The 13,568-nt window shown below is 42.0% G+C and carries 18 protein-coding genes and 2 CRISPR repeat arrays; of the genes, 7 read left to right on the top strand and 11 right to left on the bottom strand.

Going from position 1 to position 13,568, the window contains the following annotated elements; all coding sequences use genetic code 11:
* Positions 1-167: 167 nt before the first annotated feature.
* The 6 genes from H6G77_RS32340 to H6G77_RS32365 all read right to left on the bottom strand — a co-directional run bounded on the left by H6G77_RS32340 (position 168) and on the right by H6G77_RS32365 (position 3,461).
* Entirely contained in the window at positions 168-1,232 is a 1,065-nt protein-coding gene (locus tag H6G77_RS32340) for a hypothetical protein (RefSeq protein ID WP_190873782.1), read from the bottom strand.
* Positions 1,233-1,293: 61 nt separating this feature from the next.
* The gene (locus H6G77_RS32345) at positions 1,294-1,482 is read right to left on the bottom strand and encodes a hypothetical protein (RefSeq protein WP_190678269.1); all 189 of its coding nucleotides are present in this window, start codon (positions 1,480-1,482) and stop codon (positions 1,294-1,296) included.
* Position 1,483: 1 nt separating this feature from the next.
* Positions 1,484-1,747, bottom strand: coding sequence for a hypothetical protein (locus H6G77_RS32350; RefSeq protein ID WP_190678272.1), 264 nt, complete (start codon positions 1,745-1,747; stop codon positions 1,484-1,486).
* Positions 1,744-1,944: a hypothetical protein gene (locus H6G77_RS32355; RefSeq protein WP_190873783.1), complete on the bottom strand. Its 201-nt coding sequence runs from the start codon at positions 1,942-1,944 to the stop codon at positions 1,744-1,746. The genes H6G77_RS32350 and H6G77_RS32355 overlap by 4 nt, the downstream gene beginning before the upstream one ends.
* Positions 1,945-2,023: 79 nt before the next feature.
* Positions 2,024-2,317 carry a hypothetical protein gene (locus H6G77_RS32360; RefSeq protein ID WP_190594737.1) on the bottom strand — a complete coding sequence of 98 codons (294 nt, stop codon included), beginning with the start codon at positions 2,315-2,317 and terminating at the stop codon, positions 2,024-2,026.
* A 241-nt stretch (positions 2,318-2,558) separates the two neighbouring features.
* Positions 2,559-3,461: a hypothetical protein gene (locus H6G77_RS32365; protein WP_190873784.1), complete on the bottom strand. Its 903-nt coding sequence runs from the start codon at positions 3,459-3,461 to the stop codon at positions 2,559-2,561.
* A 602-nt stretch (positions 3,462-4,063) separates the two neighbouring features.
* Between H6G77_RS32365 and H6G77_RS32370 the strand changes: the two genes are divergently transcribed.
* The gene (locus tag H6G77_RS32370) at positions 4,064-4,384 is read left to right on the top strand and encodes a hypothetical protein (RefSeq protein ID WP_190873796.1); all 321 of its coding nucleotides are present in this window, start codon (positions 4,064-4,066) and stop codon (positions 4,382-4,384) included.
* Between the two features lie 48 nt (positions 4,385-4,432).
* Here H6G77_RS32370 and H6G77_RS32375 read toward each other — a convergent pair whose 3' ends face one another.
* The 3 genes from H6G77_RS32375 to H6G77_RS36050 all read right to left on the bottom strand — a co-directional run bounded on the left by H6G77_RS32375 (position 4,433) and on the right by H6G77_RS36050 (position 5,775).
* The gene (locus H6G77_RS32375; protein WP_190873785.1) at positions 4,433-4,678 is read right to left on the bottom strand and encodes a hypothetical protein; all 246 of its coding nucleotides are present in this window, start codon (positions 4,676-4,678) and stop codon (positions 4,433-4,435) included.
* Entirely contained in the window at positions 4,675-4,890 is a 216-nt protein-coding gene (locus H6G77_RS32380) for a hypothetical protein (protein WP_190873786.1), read from the bottom strand. Before H6G77_RS32380 ends, H6G77_RS32375 begins: the two co-directional genes overlap by 4 nt.
* A gap of 474 nt (positions 4,891-5,364) precedes the next feature.
* On the bottom strand, positions 5,365-5,775 hold the full coding sequence (locus tag H6G77_RS36050) for a hypothetical protein (protein ID WP_242049376.1): 411 nt from the start codon (positions 5,773-5,775) through the stop codon (positions 5,365-5,367).
* A 378-nt stretch (positions 5,776-6,153) separates the two neighbouring features.
* On the opposite strand from H6G77_RS36050, the gene H6G77_RS32390 reads away from it, so the two are divergent.
* Together H6G77_RS32390 and H6G77_RS32395 are read left to right on the top strand one after the other, a co-directional pair.
* Positions 6,154-6,462: a hypothetical protein gene (locus tag H6G77_RS32390; protein ID WP_190676483.1), complete on the top strand. Its 309-nt coding sequence runs from the start codon at positions 6,154-6,156 to the stop codon at positions 6,460-6,462.
* 6 nt (positions 6,463-6,468) lie between these two features.
* The gene (locus H6G77_RS32395; RefSeq protein ID WP_190676485.1) at positions 6,469-6,936 is read left to right on the top strand and encodes a GNAT family N-acetyltransferase; all 468 of its coding nucleotides are present in this window, start codon (positions 6,469-6,471) and stop codon (positions 6,934-6,936) included.
* Between the two features lie 19 nt (positions 6,937-6,955).
* Here H6G77_RS32395 and H6G77_RS32400 read toward each other — a convergent pair whose 3' ends face one another.
* Entirely contained in the window at positions 6,956-7,810 is an 855-nt protein-coding gene (locus H6G77_RS32400; protein ID WP_190676488.1) for a hypothetical protein, read from the bottom strand.
* Between the two features lie 17 nt (positions 7,811-7,827).
* Between H6G77_RS32400 and H6G77_RS32405 the strand changes: the two genes are divergently transcribed.
* Positions 7,828-7,989 carry a hypothetical protein gene (locus H6G77_RS32405; RefSeq protein ID WP_190676491.1) on the top strand — a complete coding sequence of 54 codons (162 nt, stop codon included), beginning with the start codon at positions 7,828-7,830 and terminating at the stop codon, positions 7,987-7,989.
* A gap of 115 nt (positions 7,990-8,104) precedes the next feature.
* On the opposite strand, the gene H6G77_RS32410 is transcribed toward H6G77_RS32405, so the two are convergent.
* Complete coding sequence (locus H6G77_RS32410) at positions 8,105-8,431, bottom strand: XRE family transcriptional regulator (RefSeq protein ID WP_242049377.1); 327 nt, start codon at positions 8,429-8,431, stop codon at positions 8,105-8,107.
* Between the two features lie 209 nt (positions 8,432-8,640).
* Between H6G77_RS32410 and H6G77_RS32415 the strand changes: the two genes are divergently transcribed.
* The 3 genes from H6G77_RS32415 to H6G77_RS32425 all read left to right on the top strand — a co-directional run bounded on the left by H6G77_RS32415 (position 8,641) and on the right by H6G77_RS32425 (position 11,143).
* Entirely contained in the window at positions 8,641-9,474 is an 834-nt protein-coding gene (locus tag H6G77_RS32415; protein WP_242049378.1) for a BRO family protein, read from the top strand.
* A gap of 167 nt (positions 9,475-9,641) precedes the next feature.
* The gene (locus tag H6G77_RS32420) at positions 9,642-10,166 is read left to right on the top strand and encodes a hypothetical protein (RefSeq protein WP_190873787.1); all 525 of its coding nucleotides are present in this window, start codon (positions 9,642-9,644) and stop codon (positions 10,164-10,166) included.
* Complete coding sequence (locus H6G77_RS32425) at positions 10,163-11,143, top strand: HTH domain-containing protein (RefSeq protein WP_190873788.1); 981 nt, start codon at positions 10,163-10,165, stop codon at positions 11,141-11,143. Before H6G77_RS32420 ends, H6G77_RS32425 begins: the two co-directional genes overlap by 4 nt.
* A gap of 984 nt (positions 11,144-12,127) precedes the next feature.
* A CRISPR array of direct repeats spans positions 12,128-12,827; the repeat unit is 37 nt; unit sequence GTCTCCACTATCAATGTGGAGGCGAATTAATGGAAAC.
* Positions 12,828-13,001: 174 nt separating this feature from the next.
* Positions 13,002-13,537: direct repeats of the CRISPR family, unit length 35 nt; unit sequence GTTTCCATTAGTTCAACTTCCGAAGAAGTTTAAAG.
* Positions 13,538-13,568: the final 31 nt, after the last annotated feature.

Consider the following 13,568-nt stretch of genomic DNA (forward strand, 5'->3'; position numbering starts at 1 on the left):
TGAAATGCCTGAGCCTATTTTATTAAGTCAGATTTTTGCCAAGCTTACTTCTTTAGGACGTATTCATCCCGTTTCTACAGGTGTTGAACCCTCGTAAATTGGCTACGGTATTGAAATATACCGAATAATTGCAATGCAATGAATGATTCTCACTGCATTGCATTTTTTTAACGGAACTTAAACGCGCTCACAGTTGCTGCCGTCAGCCCAACGTCAGAACTTGCAAGCTGTTGCAGATTGCGCTGCTCATCCAGCAATTTAGAACGAATATCGTCCATTTTCTGCTGAAGTTGCGATCGCCCTTCACCACCCAGATTCTTAGATTCGATATCTGGGTCGTTGACAATGGAATTCAAATGCTCCATCATCGACTGCAAACTACCACCAGCTTCCGGTGACGCATTCGCCAGCAAAACCTGTACCTTCTGGAGATGTTTCTGCATTTTTTGCTTGAAGCGTACTGGCTTTCGTCCGGGTTCCCAATCAGCTAACTCTTCCAACAACTGCGCGGCAAGTTGTTCACCTCCGGCGATCGCTGCCTCTTTTAACCTTTGCTCTAAATTTTGGTCATACTGTTGAATGAACTGGGTGATTTGATTGAGGCATTCGGCTTGTTGTTGGTTCAACTGTTCCGACAATGCTGGGATGATCACGGGGCGACCGATGACGACTTGCAAATAGTCTTCCAACTCGCTCAAATCCGGGAAAGCTTTCAGCAAATTAGCTTTGACTTCCTCCTGACGCTCACAGGATAATTCCCAAGTTTGCAGCGAAATGAAACTATTGATTCGCTCTTGATAATCCGTTAGCCCTTGCTCATACTCGTTTTTAAGTCCAGCACGTAATGTTGGAGCAATCACATCCCGAATGTTTAATAACTGGCTCCACACTAAGGGAGCTAAATCAATCGGGCAAATCCAATCGCCATTATCACTGGTCATCCACTCCTGTACACTGGCAATTTCCGACCGTAATTGACTTGCGGCTTCATCCAGAGCTTTGAATACCTTGATGCCCTTCAACCCAACTTCCGAAGATTTTACCTTCAACAAATCTGACTCTTCTTCGCCTTGGGCTGTCAAAACATCAGTCCACTTAGGAGCATTTGATTTAGTAGTCTTTTTGAGTTTGATTGTCAAGCGAATACGAGTTTTATTTAGCTTACTAAAATCGAGTCTTTGAATTACAGCATCGTGCAAGAATGTTTCGGTATGTGCAATTGCTTGTACCATTGTTCAGTACCTATTACTAACAGTTTTCTCTCAATCATCAGCGAAGCGTTTTATCTCACAACTAAACAACAACCCAACCAATACCGGATTTCTTGACCATGTAGGTTTGTTTATTGATTCTGGCTGTACCTACTGGTTGGTTATTTTTGATTTGTTGAATATTTCGGATAACTCGGTAGACTATTTTTTTAGAACTACCTTTTTGAAAACTCACAGGATGTTTAACAACAGGTGGTTTGTGAATAGACATATTACAGCAATCCTATCTGCACTACAATTTGTTCCTTCTGCTGTTCATAATTCATCCCCACAACCTCCTGACATCTAATCCCCAACTTTGTAGAATTCAAAGAAATCTCAGATGACTTCCGTTGATTTGGTAGTGGAGCGAATACATACTTGATATGCTTACCACTGCCCTCTGTTCGCACATATCTATATTGAGTACAATCAATCAGATAAACCTTGGAATGACTCAGTGTTTTTGGGTCAAAAACTGGTTTCAAATTCATCATTGCTTCTCCAGTTCGAGATAGTATCCTGCGCCTGTATTCTTGACTTTGGCTATATCTTTGGTTATCAAATCTTGAATCACAGTCTGGCTAAAACTTAGTAGCTCTGATAACCTCGCCTTTCCTCCTCTATTTTTAAGAAACAGCAGACAGGCATTGGAATTATCAGCAGACTTAAGAGTGCTGGTTTTGGTTTTCATATTCTTGATGGTTGAAGTTGTTTGAGGTAGGAATTCAGGAGTTGTAAGCTTGAAAACTCCTGAACTCTTGGGATTTGTTCTAGCTGTAAACTTGCAACGATGGGGCTTTCCGTTTCAAATTCCCCTGTCCATCATCACCATTAGTTGTGATTGTTGGACTTTTGCATTCAGAAGAATTGCAAGTGAAATCCCAATGATTAATCTGCAATTTTCCTCGATGCTCTACCAGCACAATCTTGTTTTTGTACTTGGGGTCTTTGCTGCTAATAGTGAAGGCATCACCCAAAGCATAGAAACCAGTCGAAACATAATGGCGTTTATCGACACCCATTAAGGCATTCCAGGCAAGTTGTTTTTCTTGTTGCTTGTTCATTGAGTTCACTTGAAGTTATCATTGCAGTCTTTGCGAAGCGATACTGCTTATGCCAAAATTGCCATTGTAGTTGAATCGATTTCCCGAAGAGATCGCTTATTGAACTAATAAGCGATTGCTTTGGGTTTAGTAGAAGTAAGAGACTGCTACCAAAGCATAATTTTTGGCAATCAAAAAGCGGTCTGCTGTTAACAAACCGCCTTGGAACTTGATAAGTTGTATCGAAAACTGGAAATTTCTTCTACCGTGTAAATCTTGCTAATAGTTCTTCACGGGTCAATTGCAAACACAAAGGAGTAAATTCTTCTGGAGATAACTGTAGTAAACTATTAACAACTGTTGCTAGTTCAGCATCCACTTCCCCAAACCGAAATCTCAATAAGTTTTCTATAACTTGGCGTTGTCCCAGTTGTACTCCTTGCTCCACGCCTTCTTGTACAGCAGCAGCCCTGGCTTCTTCGTAAGCTTGGGTTAAGTTCATAATTAGCTCCTCGTCATCTTGGGTTAACTCTGGTTGTGCCATTACACTGATACGCCACTTATAAATTATCTCCAGTACATTGCGACGCAAGCGGTTTTCTGTTGGCAGTGCCACCAATTCACTGACGGCTTGCTGCTGAATTTTTCCCCGACCCAACAGCCGAAACCAAAGTGTGTCTGGAGCTAAGGGAAGTTTGTTAATCGCAACTATTGCTCCTCGCTCCCCTTCGGGCAGAAAATACACCCCATCAGGCCAATTGTCTAAATCTAGTTTAGCCCCAAAACCCTTGAGGAGAGTTTCTGAGGCACTTGGTGACAGAATCCATAGCCTGGCTAAATCATTCTCTGCTATTGTTATGTCTTCCCGATTAGCTTGACGTTGGGAATCGGCAATCACGGTAAACAATTTTTGGAGACAACTACGTACTTCGGAAAAACTTGGCTGATTGCGAAATGGTTCTAACAGTGCCGTATTTAACAATGCAATCCTGCCTAATAACCCTAAAGTTTCTGCCTCAACAGTAGAATTTGGTGTTGCAGAAAATAGAACATCAACAAACCTTGTTTCATCAGTAACTTCTTGATTAGTGCTTACTTCCCCCAAAGGGGACAATAATTCTTTGAGAAACTGCTTGGCAAACTGATCGTGTGGCTTGGTGGTCATATCAAAAATTAGAAATTAGCGATGAAGTCGGTTGATACTTAGTTAAATGTTTTTAGCTAATGAGATTTTTAAGTAAAAACAACTAGTATCACAGTTTGAAGATGATTGACAAGCGATTTATCTTGATGACTTATTCTGTAATTTAACTAGCTTGTTCAATTAAATCGAAAAAAAACATTTCAGTGATTTAACTGATTTTGTCCTTCAGCATCAAAGGTACAACTTATAGAGTACTAAAGTGTGACAAATGAGTAGTTTTTCTCCCCACTTTTTTATCCTATTGCCCCTTAACTTATGAAACTTATACAGCTAAAAACTCCATACATAGTCATCGGTATTCTGACGATGACTAATTACGTATTATTCTCTATGTTACTTAACTATTTTGATGGGATGAGTTTCTGATTTGTTAGTTGATTTTGTATCAACTAAATAGTTTTTTGGAATTACTAGTTTACTGAACATTTGGCGATCGCTGTTTATTAATAGCGATTGCTTTTTACTGCTAGGGCTAAAAAATAGCTTCCACTTGGGCAACCTCCGTTATTCATCAGCTTAATTGTGTAACCGATGCTGATGGCTACAAATAATCGTGTAAACTAATGTGTACTGTTTCAGTAGTTGAAGTCGTTTTTATGACATTTCAAGAACTTCAAACTGGCGATTATTTCCGTATCCCCGGCATAACCACCCCTTACGTCTACCGAAAAACCAGTGATGACTCTTGCACCTTGAACGATACTTTACAGCCGATTCGACCTTACACATCAGTGAAAAAGCTCACTGGGACTGAACTTATTGAATATTTGGCACAACAGCAACCGGACTCTCAACCAAAACATAAACCCACAGTTCGGTTAAAATCCCGTCCTGTCCCCAGCCGAGAAAAAGCAGGGATCTCAAAGTATGGGATCATCAGCTAGTCAGTAATTTCGTTTTCTGGGCAGGCACATAAAAAGTGCTTGCCCTTTTCACACAAAAACGTTTGTTGCTGCAACCGAGCCAACAGACCCACATCTATCGACCAAAGCCAAACACAAATCAGCCGACTTCACCCCAACCACCCCCGGCTGAATCTCACTAGCCAATTCATTGAACAACGATTGAAAATCAAGGTGATGCTCGTTGATTTCTAGCTCTACCAAATCTGAAGTTTGTGATGTGATTGTTGCCCACGGGGGGAGAGTTGGTGATACATTGGTCAGGTAAAGTTTCACGTTTGCACCTCAGATTCAGTAGTAGTTTCTACAAACGGCTTGATACAGTCCATCGCTTCTCCCAGATAATGCAACACATCACCTAAGTGAGTTTTCATTTCGGGGTCAACATCATCACGATTTGCTAATGCCAGCCATTGGACATCTTGAGCTATAGCTTGAAGTTGGACATAACAGCTATTGAATGTCTTGAGTATTTTGCTCGGTTCCATATTTCATGCCCCTTGGACAATTCCAGGAAAAATCTACAAATTGTAATCTTGGTTACAATTTGTAATGACTTGGTGGTAGGCAATCATTCTTGAATTACAACTGCGATCGCTTGGTGTGATTAAATCTGAGCCTTTCCTAAGCCACAGCCCCCAGATGCTCTTCCTTTGCCTTTCTGATGATCCCAGCAGTCTGCATGAACTCGTCTAATGCGATGCCTTCTCCTATCGGAGACGCTGCGCGAACGGCAACGTCAAAGACGAACGCCGCAGTCAACGGCTCCTGATGCCGAATGTTGTCTACAGCGTTTGACCAGTGCGTGAGATGCTCGAATACCAAACCCAGCATTGAATCACCTTTATATACCCGATAAACTCTGGGACACGAACCATTGCAATAAACCTGATTAAAAATCTTGATAACAATCTGGAACGGAGGCGATTGCTTGGAGAGTACACAATCGCCCTTTTTCTTAACTACGCCGCAACCAACTCATGTACTGGCTCATACTCCGCCAGCATCAGCCATTCTTCAGGAGTTATTTGATCAAACGGCTTATCCAGCAAATCCAAAGCCTCGCCAGGGCTTTCCGGCTGCGGCAGTAAAGACTGGACGTAGCAATAAGTACCGTTTTTGTAAACGATTTCTTTCAGGCGCTTGCTGTTGTGATATATGCCGTCGTCTCGGAGTTCGTAACCTAGAACTTCACAAGCCTGAGCAATCTCAGCCATGATTTCATTCCCCGTTGTAGCGATTGGGAGTTCTTCTAATTGAATTGGCAAAGTACCTTGTTTATAGTGCCATGTTACAAAGTCGTGGCACTTCATTTGTGCAATAGCTCGAAATACTTCTTCACCGTTCACCATCACTACCCACGGCTGGGTCACGAAATCCGTATGATCATAAGTGATTCGAGCGATTAGCTTTTGTCCATCGTAGATTTCATGTTCGTAGAAGTCGATTTCTACTGACCGCAGTTGCTCTGTTAATGTTGTTTGTGGCATGATTGAATTCTCCAGTAGTGGATAAAAAGGCGATCACACTGTTTGGAAGACCGGTGATTGCCTTTTGATTTTGGATATGAATCACGTTGTGGGGAGCCACTACGCACTCAATGAAAATTAGCGAAGCGTTATATTGAGATGTTCACGCATTATCAGCCGTGAGTAAAATTACTCTTTTGATTTTTGGTTTAAAGTAGAAACAGGCATTGTGCTTGGATTTGGGTTTTATTGCCTGCTGCTGATTTATCAAGGGATGTAAACATGACCGACGCAACAATCGAAGATATTTACAGACGGCTCAATGCCCTGACTGAAGATGTCAACAACTTAAAAATCCAAGCCGGAACCATTGGTTCTACTCAAGTGGCTGTTGCCCAAACCCTGTCTCTGGTGACTGCTCTAACATCAGAAGTGCGAGAGCAAAAAACAGATATTCGTCAACTTAAAACTGATGTCAGCGAATTAAAAACTGATATGAGAGAAGTTAAAGCTGACTTACGGCAAGTAACAAATGATGTTGCAGAAATCTTGCGAATTCTGCGTGATCGCAATGGCGGCAGTGGATTGTAAAGGCTTATGCTAATTCGCTCTGCCAAGCCAAATGATGTACCCGCAATTCTGCCAATGGTGGCCAAGATTTGTGCTTTACATGAATCTTGGGATAATGCCAAATATGGTTTCGTAGCACATATAGAACAGCATTACGAAAAATGGTTAATGCGAATGGCGCAAAACGAGCGCAGCGTATTTTTAGTAGCAGAAGATGATCGGCAGCTTGTAGCATTCCTCATCTCAGCAATAGAGCAAGAAATCCCCATTTACCGCTTGCAGGAATATGCCTTTATTTACGACCTGTGGGTAGAGCCAGAACACCGTCAAAAAGGTATTGCTCGACAGATGATAATGCTGTGTGTAGAGCGTTTTGAACAAATGGGAATTAAGCAGATTCGATTAGATACGGCAGTCGAGAATGAAAACGCTCGAAAGTTGTTTGCATCCTGCGGTTTTCGCTTTAGCAATATCGAAATGCTCCGAGAAATTTAGGCTTGGTCATCAGAAAACCTCATTGTTTGCCTTGTAGTGCGAAGTGCGATTCTTCTCGGTATATCACACCAAGGCGATGACAATGTTCCCTAGCGATATTCCTATATAAACCAACATCCTCACCAAACAAGAATAAGACGGGTTTCTTGTTAGGGTAATACAATTGATAAACCAGTGCTTGACCAATACCATGTTTCCAATTGGCAGCTTTTTTAACTTCAATAACATACAGTTTGGTTAGCACATCAACTCGCCCGGATGGATTATGAGCTTCTCGAATTCCTCCTAATATTTCTGCTAACGAATCAGACATTCGCTGTTCGGCTGGGTCTTTTAGCGGTGACGGTGAAACAAATTGAGTTGACGGCTGTAGTACAGGTAGTGGTTTAGCAATAGGCTCAAGTTTTTGAAAGTCGTGCGGTGTTTTATTAAGAGGCTTGGTTTGAATAACTTCGTATTCTTCTTTAATTACCTTAACTGTTGAGTCCTGCGACAGAACTTTTTCGGGATATCTTTGTACATAGAGAGATGTCACTAAGAACCAATCTCGTTCTGTTTTCAAAGGAAACTTGCATTCTGGTAACACCTCTATTACAGATTGAAGAGAAGCTTTTAATCCAGTAGTTTTGACCCATTCCTCTCGTGCTGGTGTTAATGGACGCATTAATGGATGCAATAACAATTGCTTTTTTGATTTAATGTATTTCTTTTGGAAAAGGTCGATTGCCTTTCTCCAGTGAGAAATATTCTCGAAATCAAAGTAGCCAAAATCTGGTAAACACATCCTAACAAAACTTACTTTTGGTGGATAACCAGTGACTTGCATCCATTTGCTTTTGGCTGCATTCAATTTTTGAATCGGATCTTTAGCCAAGATGCTGATGACCTCCGATGCTACTAGTTAAAAAGCGATCGCCCCCCGTGGGGTTAGCGATCGCACTTCTAAATTTGACGAATCCACATTCGTTTTTTTACCAGTTTTTAGACTTGGTAGGTCATCGGAATCATCTCCGGTGGCTTGAGCAATACAAGTTTTTGGCTTCCGGCTGCTAGTCCCGGTGGCTGCTAATTTTATGCTTGATGGTTTGTTATTTTGCTAGTGCAAACCCTTGATTGCGTTAGGTGCAGGCGGTTTGCTATTCCTTTGCCCTTGATTACTATAGTGCAACTAAAAGTTGCGATTGTCAACCCCTAATTGCACAATTTTGGTTTCTTTCAAACACAACAATTCAGCTAGTGTGCAGTTAAATACTTTACAAAGCCCTGCCACAAGCTCAGGGGAAGCACCTTTAACATCGGAATAAGTCTCCATTCTGTGCAAATATTGGCGAGAAATATCAACATCATTCTCGGCAAGCTTTTTAGACAATGCCATCAATGGCATCTCACCACGTAACGAGCGCATTTTCTCCCCACGCTCCTTTGTCCATTTAATTGACCCCACCTCACTTAGTGGTAGCATTACAACCTCTTCTTCTTTTTCTTGCCTTGCCATATTATGCAATATTTAGTTGACAAATTCAATAGTTATCTGCAACTATTAGTATCAGGGCAAAGCACAAGCGATCGCCACTTGATCGAGAATTATGTTTTGTTATTTTGTTCTGACTACCTGACTAAACGGTAGATTATCGCAATTCAATAGATTGCAATTAAAAGCTTTCAAAATCCGCTCAGGCATTGCAACTATGCCGAAATAGCTTTATGCGTCAAAAACCAGGAGAAAGTATGGACGCGATTATTAACAGTGAAAGTCACTCCAGCCCCTTTGACCAAATTAAACAGGTTGACTCTGATGGTAGTGAGTTTTGGTTAGCTACTGAATTGTTAACCTTGCTGGGTTATCAAACTTGGAAAAGAATTAGGGACACGGTTGAAAGAGCAAAAATCAGTGCTAAAAATTCAGGGATAGATCCATTACACCATCTGGTCGATGTCGTCCAAATGGCGCAGATTGGCACATCCCAGGCATTTCGAGAAGTGCTGAAAGATTTCAAGCTATCACGACACGCCTGTTATTTGGTGGCCATGAATGGCGACCCTCGCAAGAGTGCGATCGCCGCAGCACAAAATTACTTTGCGGTAAAAACCCGTGAAGCAGAGTTAGCCCCACAAAATTCAGAACTACTCGCCCAACTCTTGGAGAAACTCGAACAGCAAAACAAGGTAATTGAAGAACAAGGCAAGGCAATCGCTGATTTACAAACTCAAATCCAAAACCTACTGCCACCATCAGCCGACTTTATGCCCCCCGGCTGGGATGCCGAAGTTTGGCGGAAGCTCCCAAAGCAGGACAAACGACACTTCCGCTTTCTGTACCGCCGCCGCAACTTCCGACCATCCCAGGAGAATCAACCGTTAGCCCTACCTGCGGCCACTGTTGAGCAGATGAAGGAACGGCAACGGGCTGAGGTTGAGCAGTTGGTTGGGGAAGTTTCGCTCGAAGAGAAACAGCAATTTCAGGCAGCGAAGCTCCAAAAGCTTAGAGAGTTTTGGTCGCAAGCTTCAGACGAAGAACAGAAAGAAATGCCATTTTAGATAGTGGGTAAAAGTATGACCAGCAAGTTAATCACCTCAGAATCGCCTCTGTTGGTTCCGCCATTACTGGCAGCAGAGATTGGTTTGAAAGATATCGCTAGAACAAAAGTAGCAGTTAGAAGCAGAAAAATAAGGGCTATTTACGAGAAGAAACAGGAGAAAGAGTCGTGAATTTGATTAACTCTAACCCATTCAATATCGATTCTGAACAGTCATATTTGGTTGTGCATCCTAGATATGCAGAAATAGCTAAAGATGCCATTTCTGGAGTAATTATAGGTGGCTATCATTACGATTATCTTGATAAGCAAAAACTTCCTTCACTCACTGTTCATGGGGTTTACATTTATCTTGGAGGCATAAAGCCGAAGCGTACTGTTAAACAAATATTAGAGAAATTTACTAAAGACGGATGGTTGAATAAAACAGAATTATCTGCCCATGAAGCTAAAAAATTAATTACTGCCAAACAACCCCAAGACCTTTTGTGTGGGCAGTTAGTCTGTGAATGGTGCAAAGCAAAAACATTAATACTTGACAGACATCATTATCCTGTTCCTAAATCCAAAGGTGGAGACAAAATAGTTAATATTTGTCCTAATTGCCATCAAGAATTTCATCAGCTAGTCAGAACGGCTTCCTATCATCCATCAGACAAGTTAATCCAGTTTTTTAGGAGCGTGATGATATGAGCAAACTCCTAATTGATGGTCAGCACGCACTCTATTCTCCCGCACTCGCATCTCAAATCGGACGTAGTGCGGCCACTGTTTTACAGCAAGCCTATTACTGGATGAATATTAAAGGCGGTAAAACAATTGATGGCGTGAAATGGTTCTGGAAAACATATCAGCAATGGGCAGCAGAATTGTCTTTATCTGTTAGCACCGTGAGACGAGCGATCGCACTTTTGAAATCACTGGGGTTAATAACAATAGAAAAACTGTCTGCCAAAACTTATTACCAAGCGAACTGGTACACCGTTAACACCCAAGCTGTACAGCTATTCCTCAATGAACACATGGATATGCCTATAATGCAACCATCTATGTGTTCACAACAAGCAGATGATATCAAAGAGTTCACCCCTAAAGAGTTCTCTTCACAACAACACGTTGCTGCTGAGGAAGAAAAAGGTGAACTGGAAGAAAGCCAAATCTCGGACAACGAACCCGAATCGGTTTGTTTAACTTCCCAACCAGAGCAACCCCAAATCACTCACTTCGTTGATGAACAAGAATTGGATAACTCAACTAACGAGGAAGACCATCATGAGGACAACTTTTCCGGGGCGGTTGTTGAAGCTAATTTAAATGTGTCTAAGCAGGAAATTGCGGAGGTTTGCAACGAGTTGAGGCGGTTGCGGATCAATCCTCAGCCGTGTTTGGGGGTGTTCAAGAAGCATTGGGAGAATGTGCAAGGTGCGATCGCCAGGGTGAAGGATGCGATCGCAGAAGGTTGGTGTGATAATCCGACTGGGCTGTTTATCAACTCCTGCAAGAGTGGGATTAAGGGCAAAAACACCGTTACAGCAGATGTGGGTGCTTGGTTTGAGTGGGCGCGGCGGCAACGAATTGTGCTGGCGATGTCTGGTGGTGTTGTGTATACGGTTGATGGGGAGGCTGTTGAGTTGGCCGAGATGATGCGGCGGTTTCCGGTTGGGGGGTAATCTAACAGAGCGGAATTCATCAACTTGGCATCCAGCTTTGATGCTGAAAGTGCTGTAGTTCATATAACTTAGATTAAAAGTTGATTTTAAATTTTTCTAGTGGTTTTCTGCGAATGACAAATTTATGTAAACTTCTACTTTTTCTGCGGCGAGGTAAGCAAAATCTGGAAAGGCTTAATTTCTCGTTGACCCTGCCGATTCCTTTCTGTGCCTAGGTTTTAGCCGATTTCACCTTCTTAATTAAGAGCAAAATCGTCGTATTCACTAACCCCGTCGCAAATGGTGTCTGGACTTTAGATCCCACAAGGGTTTAAAGTAGAGGGGTCGCTTCTCTTCGGAGAAGTGGAATTAATGGAAACAAGGAATTGATTAAGGGAGGGGTCGCAGAAAGGGTAGGTCGCTTCTCTTCGGGGAAGTAGAATTAATGGAAACCCACGGTTTTTACATTCAGCTTGAAGTTTGTTATAGGTTAGGTCGCTTCTCTTCGGGGAAGTAGAATTAATGGAAACATACCTGCGCCGTTCTTCTTCTCTTCCCGCCGCATGGTAGAGTTGCTTCTCTTCGGGGAAGCGGAATTAATGGAAACTTCTTGTCGTACTTTTTAATGTAACGGGTTGTTATGCCCCCGTCGCTTCTCTTCGGGGAAGTGGAATTAATGGAAACTCGGTCAGATGCACGCTGGGCTTAACTCACTGAGCGATCGTACTCATATTTAACTCCTCCACCCATTTTTTTTCGCGGATCACTAGCTGTTTTTGCGAACTCAGCAAAAAATCAGGCTACAACCTTTACGGCACCTAGCTTTGAGCTATTTTCACTAAAAACGGCATCCGCGAAAACGCCAAAAACCTTATGCAGACTAATTTGTAAGCATTTTTATCATGGGGCAAACTTGACAGGCGATAGCTGAAACAGTACTTTTGATGAAGACCCGCGAATTTGGTGGTTGTAAGTCTTGTATTTCAAGCCTTTCAAGTGCCAGCTGTCTCCACTATCAATGTGGAGGCGAATTAATGGAAACACGCGATCGCTGAACGATGGTAAATGCTTTGCAAGTCTCCACTATCAATGTGGAGGCGAATTAATGGAAACCCAATATCTCTTCGGTAACTTTGCAACTAGCTCTAGTCTCCACTATCAATGTGGAGGCGAATTAATGGAAACTGGGTCTGTTTCGTTGACATCATTTGACTGAAACTTACGTCTCCACTATCAATGTGGAGGCGAATTAATGGAAACATTATTTTGTAGCAGAAAGTCTTGAACTCGCTCTGGTCTCCACTATCAATGTGGAGGCGAATTAATGGAAACTGTGTGGTATAGCATTCTGGTATAGTGTGGCATAGGTCTCCACTATCAATGTGGAGGCGAATTAATGGAAACTCAGAGGTAATTCTAATTTTAATCCAGCGAATATTCTGGGCGTCTCCACTATCAATGTGGAGGCGAATTAATGGAAACAACTTCTGGAGTAGCAGAAGCTACCTGTGGAAGAACCAGGAGTCTCCACTATCAATGTGGAGGCGAATTAATGGAAACAAGAAGATTTGCATATCCAATGGCTAAACTCGTGAAGTCTCCACTATCAATGTGGAGGCGAATTAATGGAAACGTCTGTGCATAACTCCAGAATTTCGCCACTCGCCAGTCTCCACTAACAATGTGGAGGCGAATTGAAGGAAACTCATCAACAAAATCATCCTGGTTCGTAATTGCTAACTAGAAAGAAAATATACCCGACTTATTCTGATAAGTCGGGTATTTCTATTTTATGATTCCGCAAATTACTATTCTTGAATTTAACTTTTGAAAAATTTTACAACAACCTGAACGGGGCTTTTAACAATAGCAAACGAGGGTTTCCATTAGTTCAACTTCCGAAGAAGTTTAAAGTTTTATAGGACTTCCCACCCCCCTTGCAGCGGCAGTTGTTTCCATTAGTTCAACTTCCGAAGAAGTTTAAAGAGACCTAGCTGAGTTTATCCGACAAGTGTCCTCAAGTTTCCATTAGTTCAACTTCCGAAGAAGTTTAAAGCAGGATATGGAAAACTATGATCCTTATGCTGATAAAATTGTTTCCATTAGTTCAACTTCCGAAGAAGTTTAAAGTTCGAGTTGATGGATGAGTTGGGAATAACATTTCTGTTTCCATTAGTTCAACTTCCGAAGAAGTTTAAAGTGCTGATGGTTTCAAAACACCAGAAGGGTGGTCTTGGTTTCCATTAGTTCAACTTCCGAAGAAGTTTAAAGTTTTAGATAGAGAGAGCGATGACGCAGATACCCAAGCGTTTCCATTAGTTCAACTTCCGAAGAAGTTTAAAGTCCAATGTCGCTACTCAAGAGCTTTGGAAACAAGAATGTTTCCATTAGTTCAACTTCCGAAGAAGTTTAAAGGGCTAGGCTGTGAAAGCCTTACCTGGGGCTA

Origin of the sequence: Aulosira sp. FACHB-615, from assembly GCF_014698045.1 — a bacterium.
Classification (GTDB): domain Bacteria; phylum Cyanobacteriota; class Cyanobacteriia; order Cyanobacteriales; family Nostocaceae; genus Nostoc_B.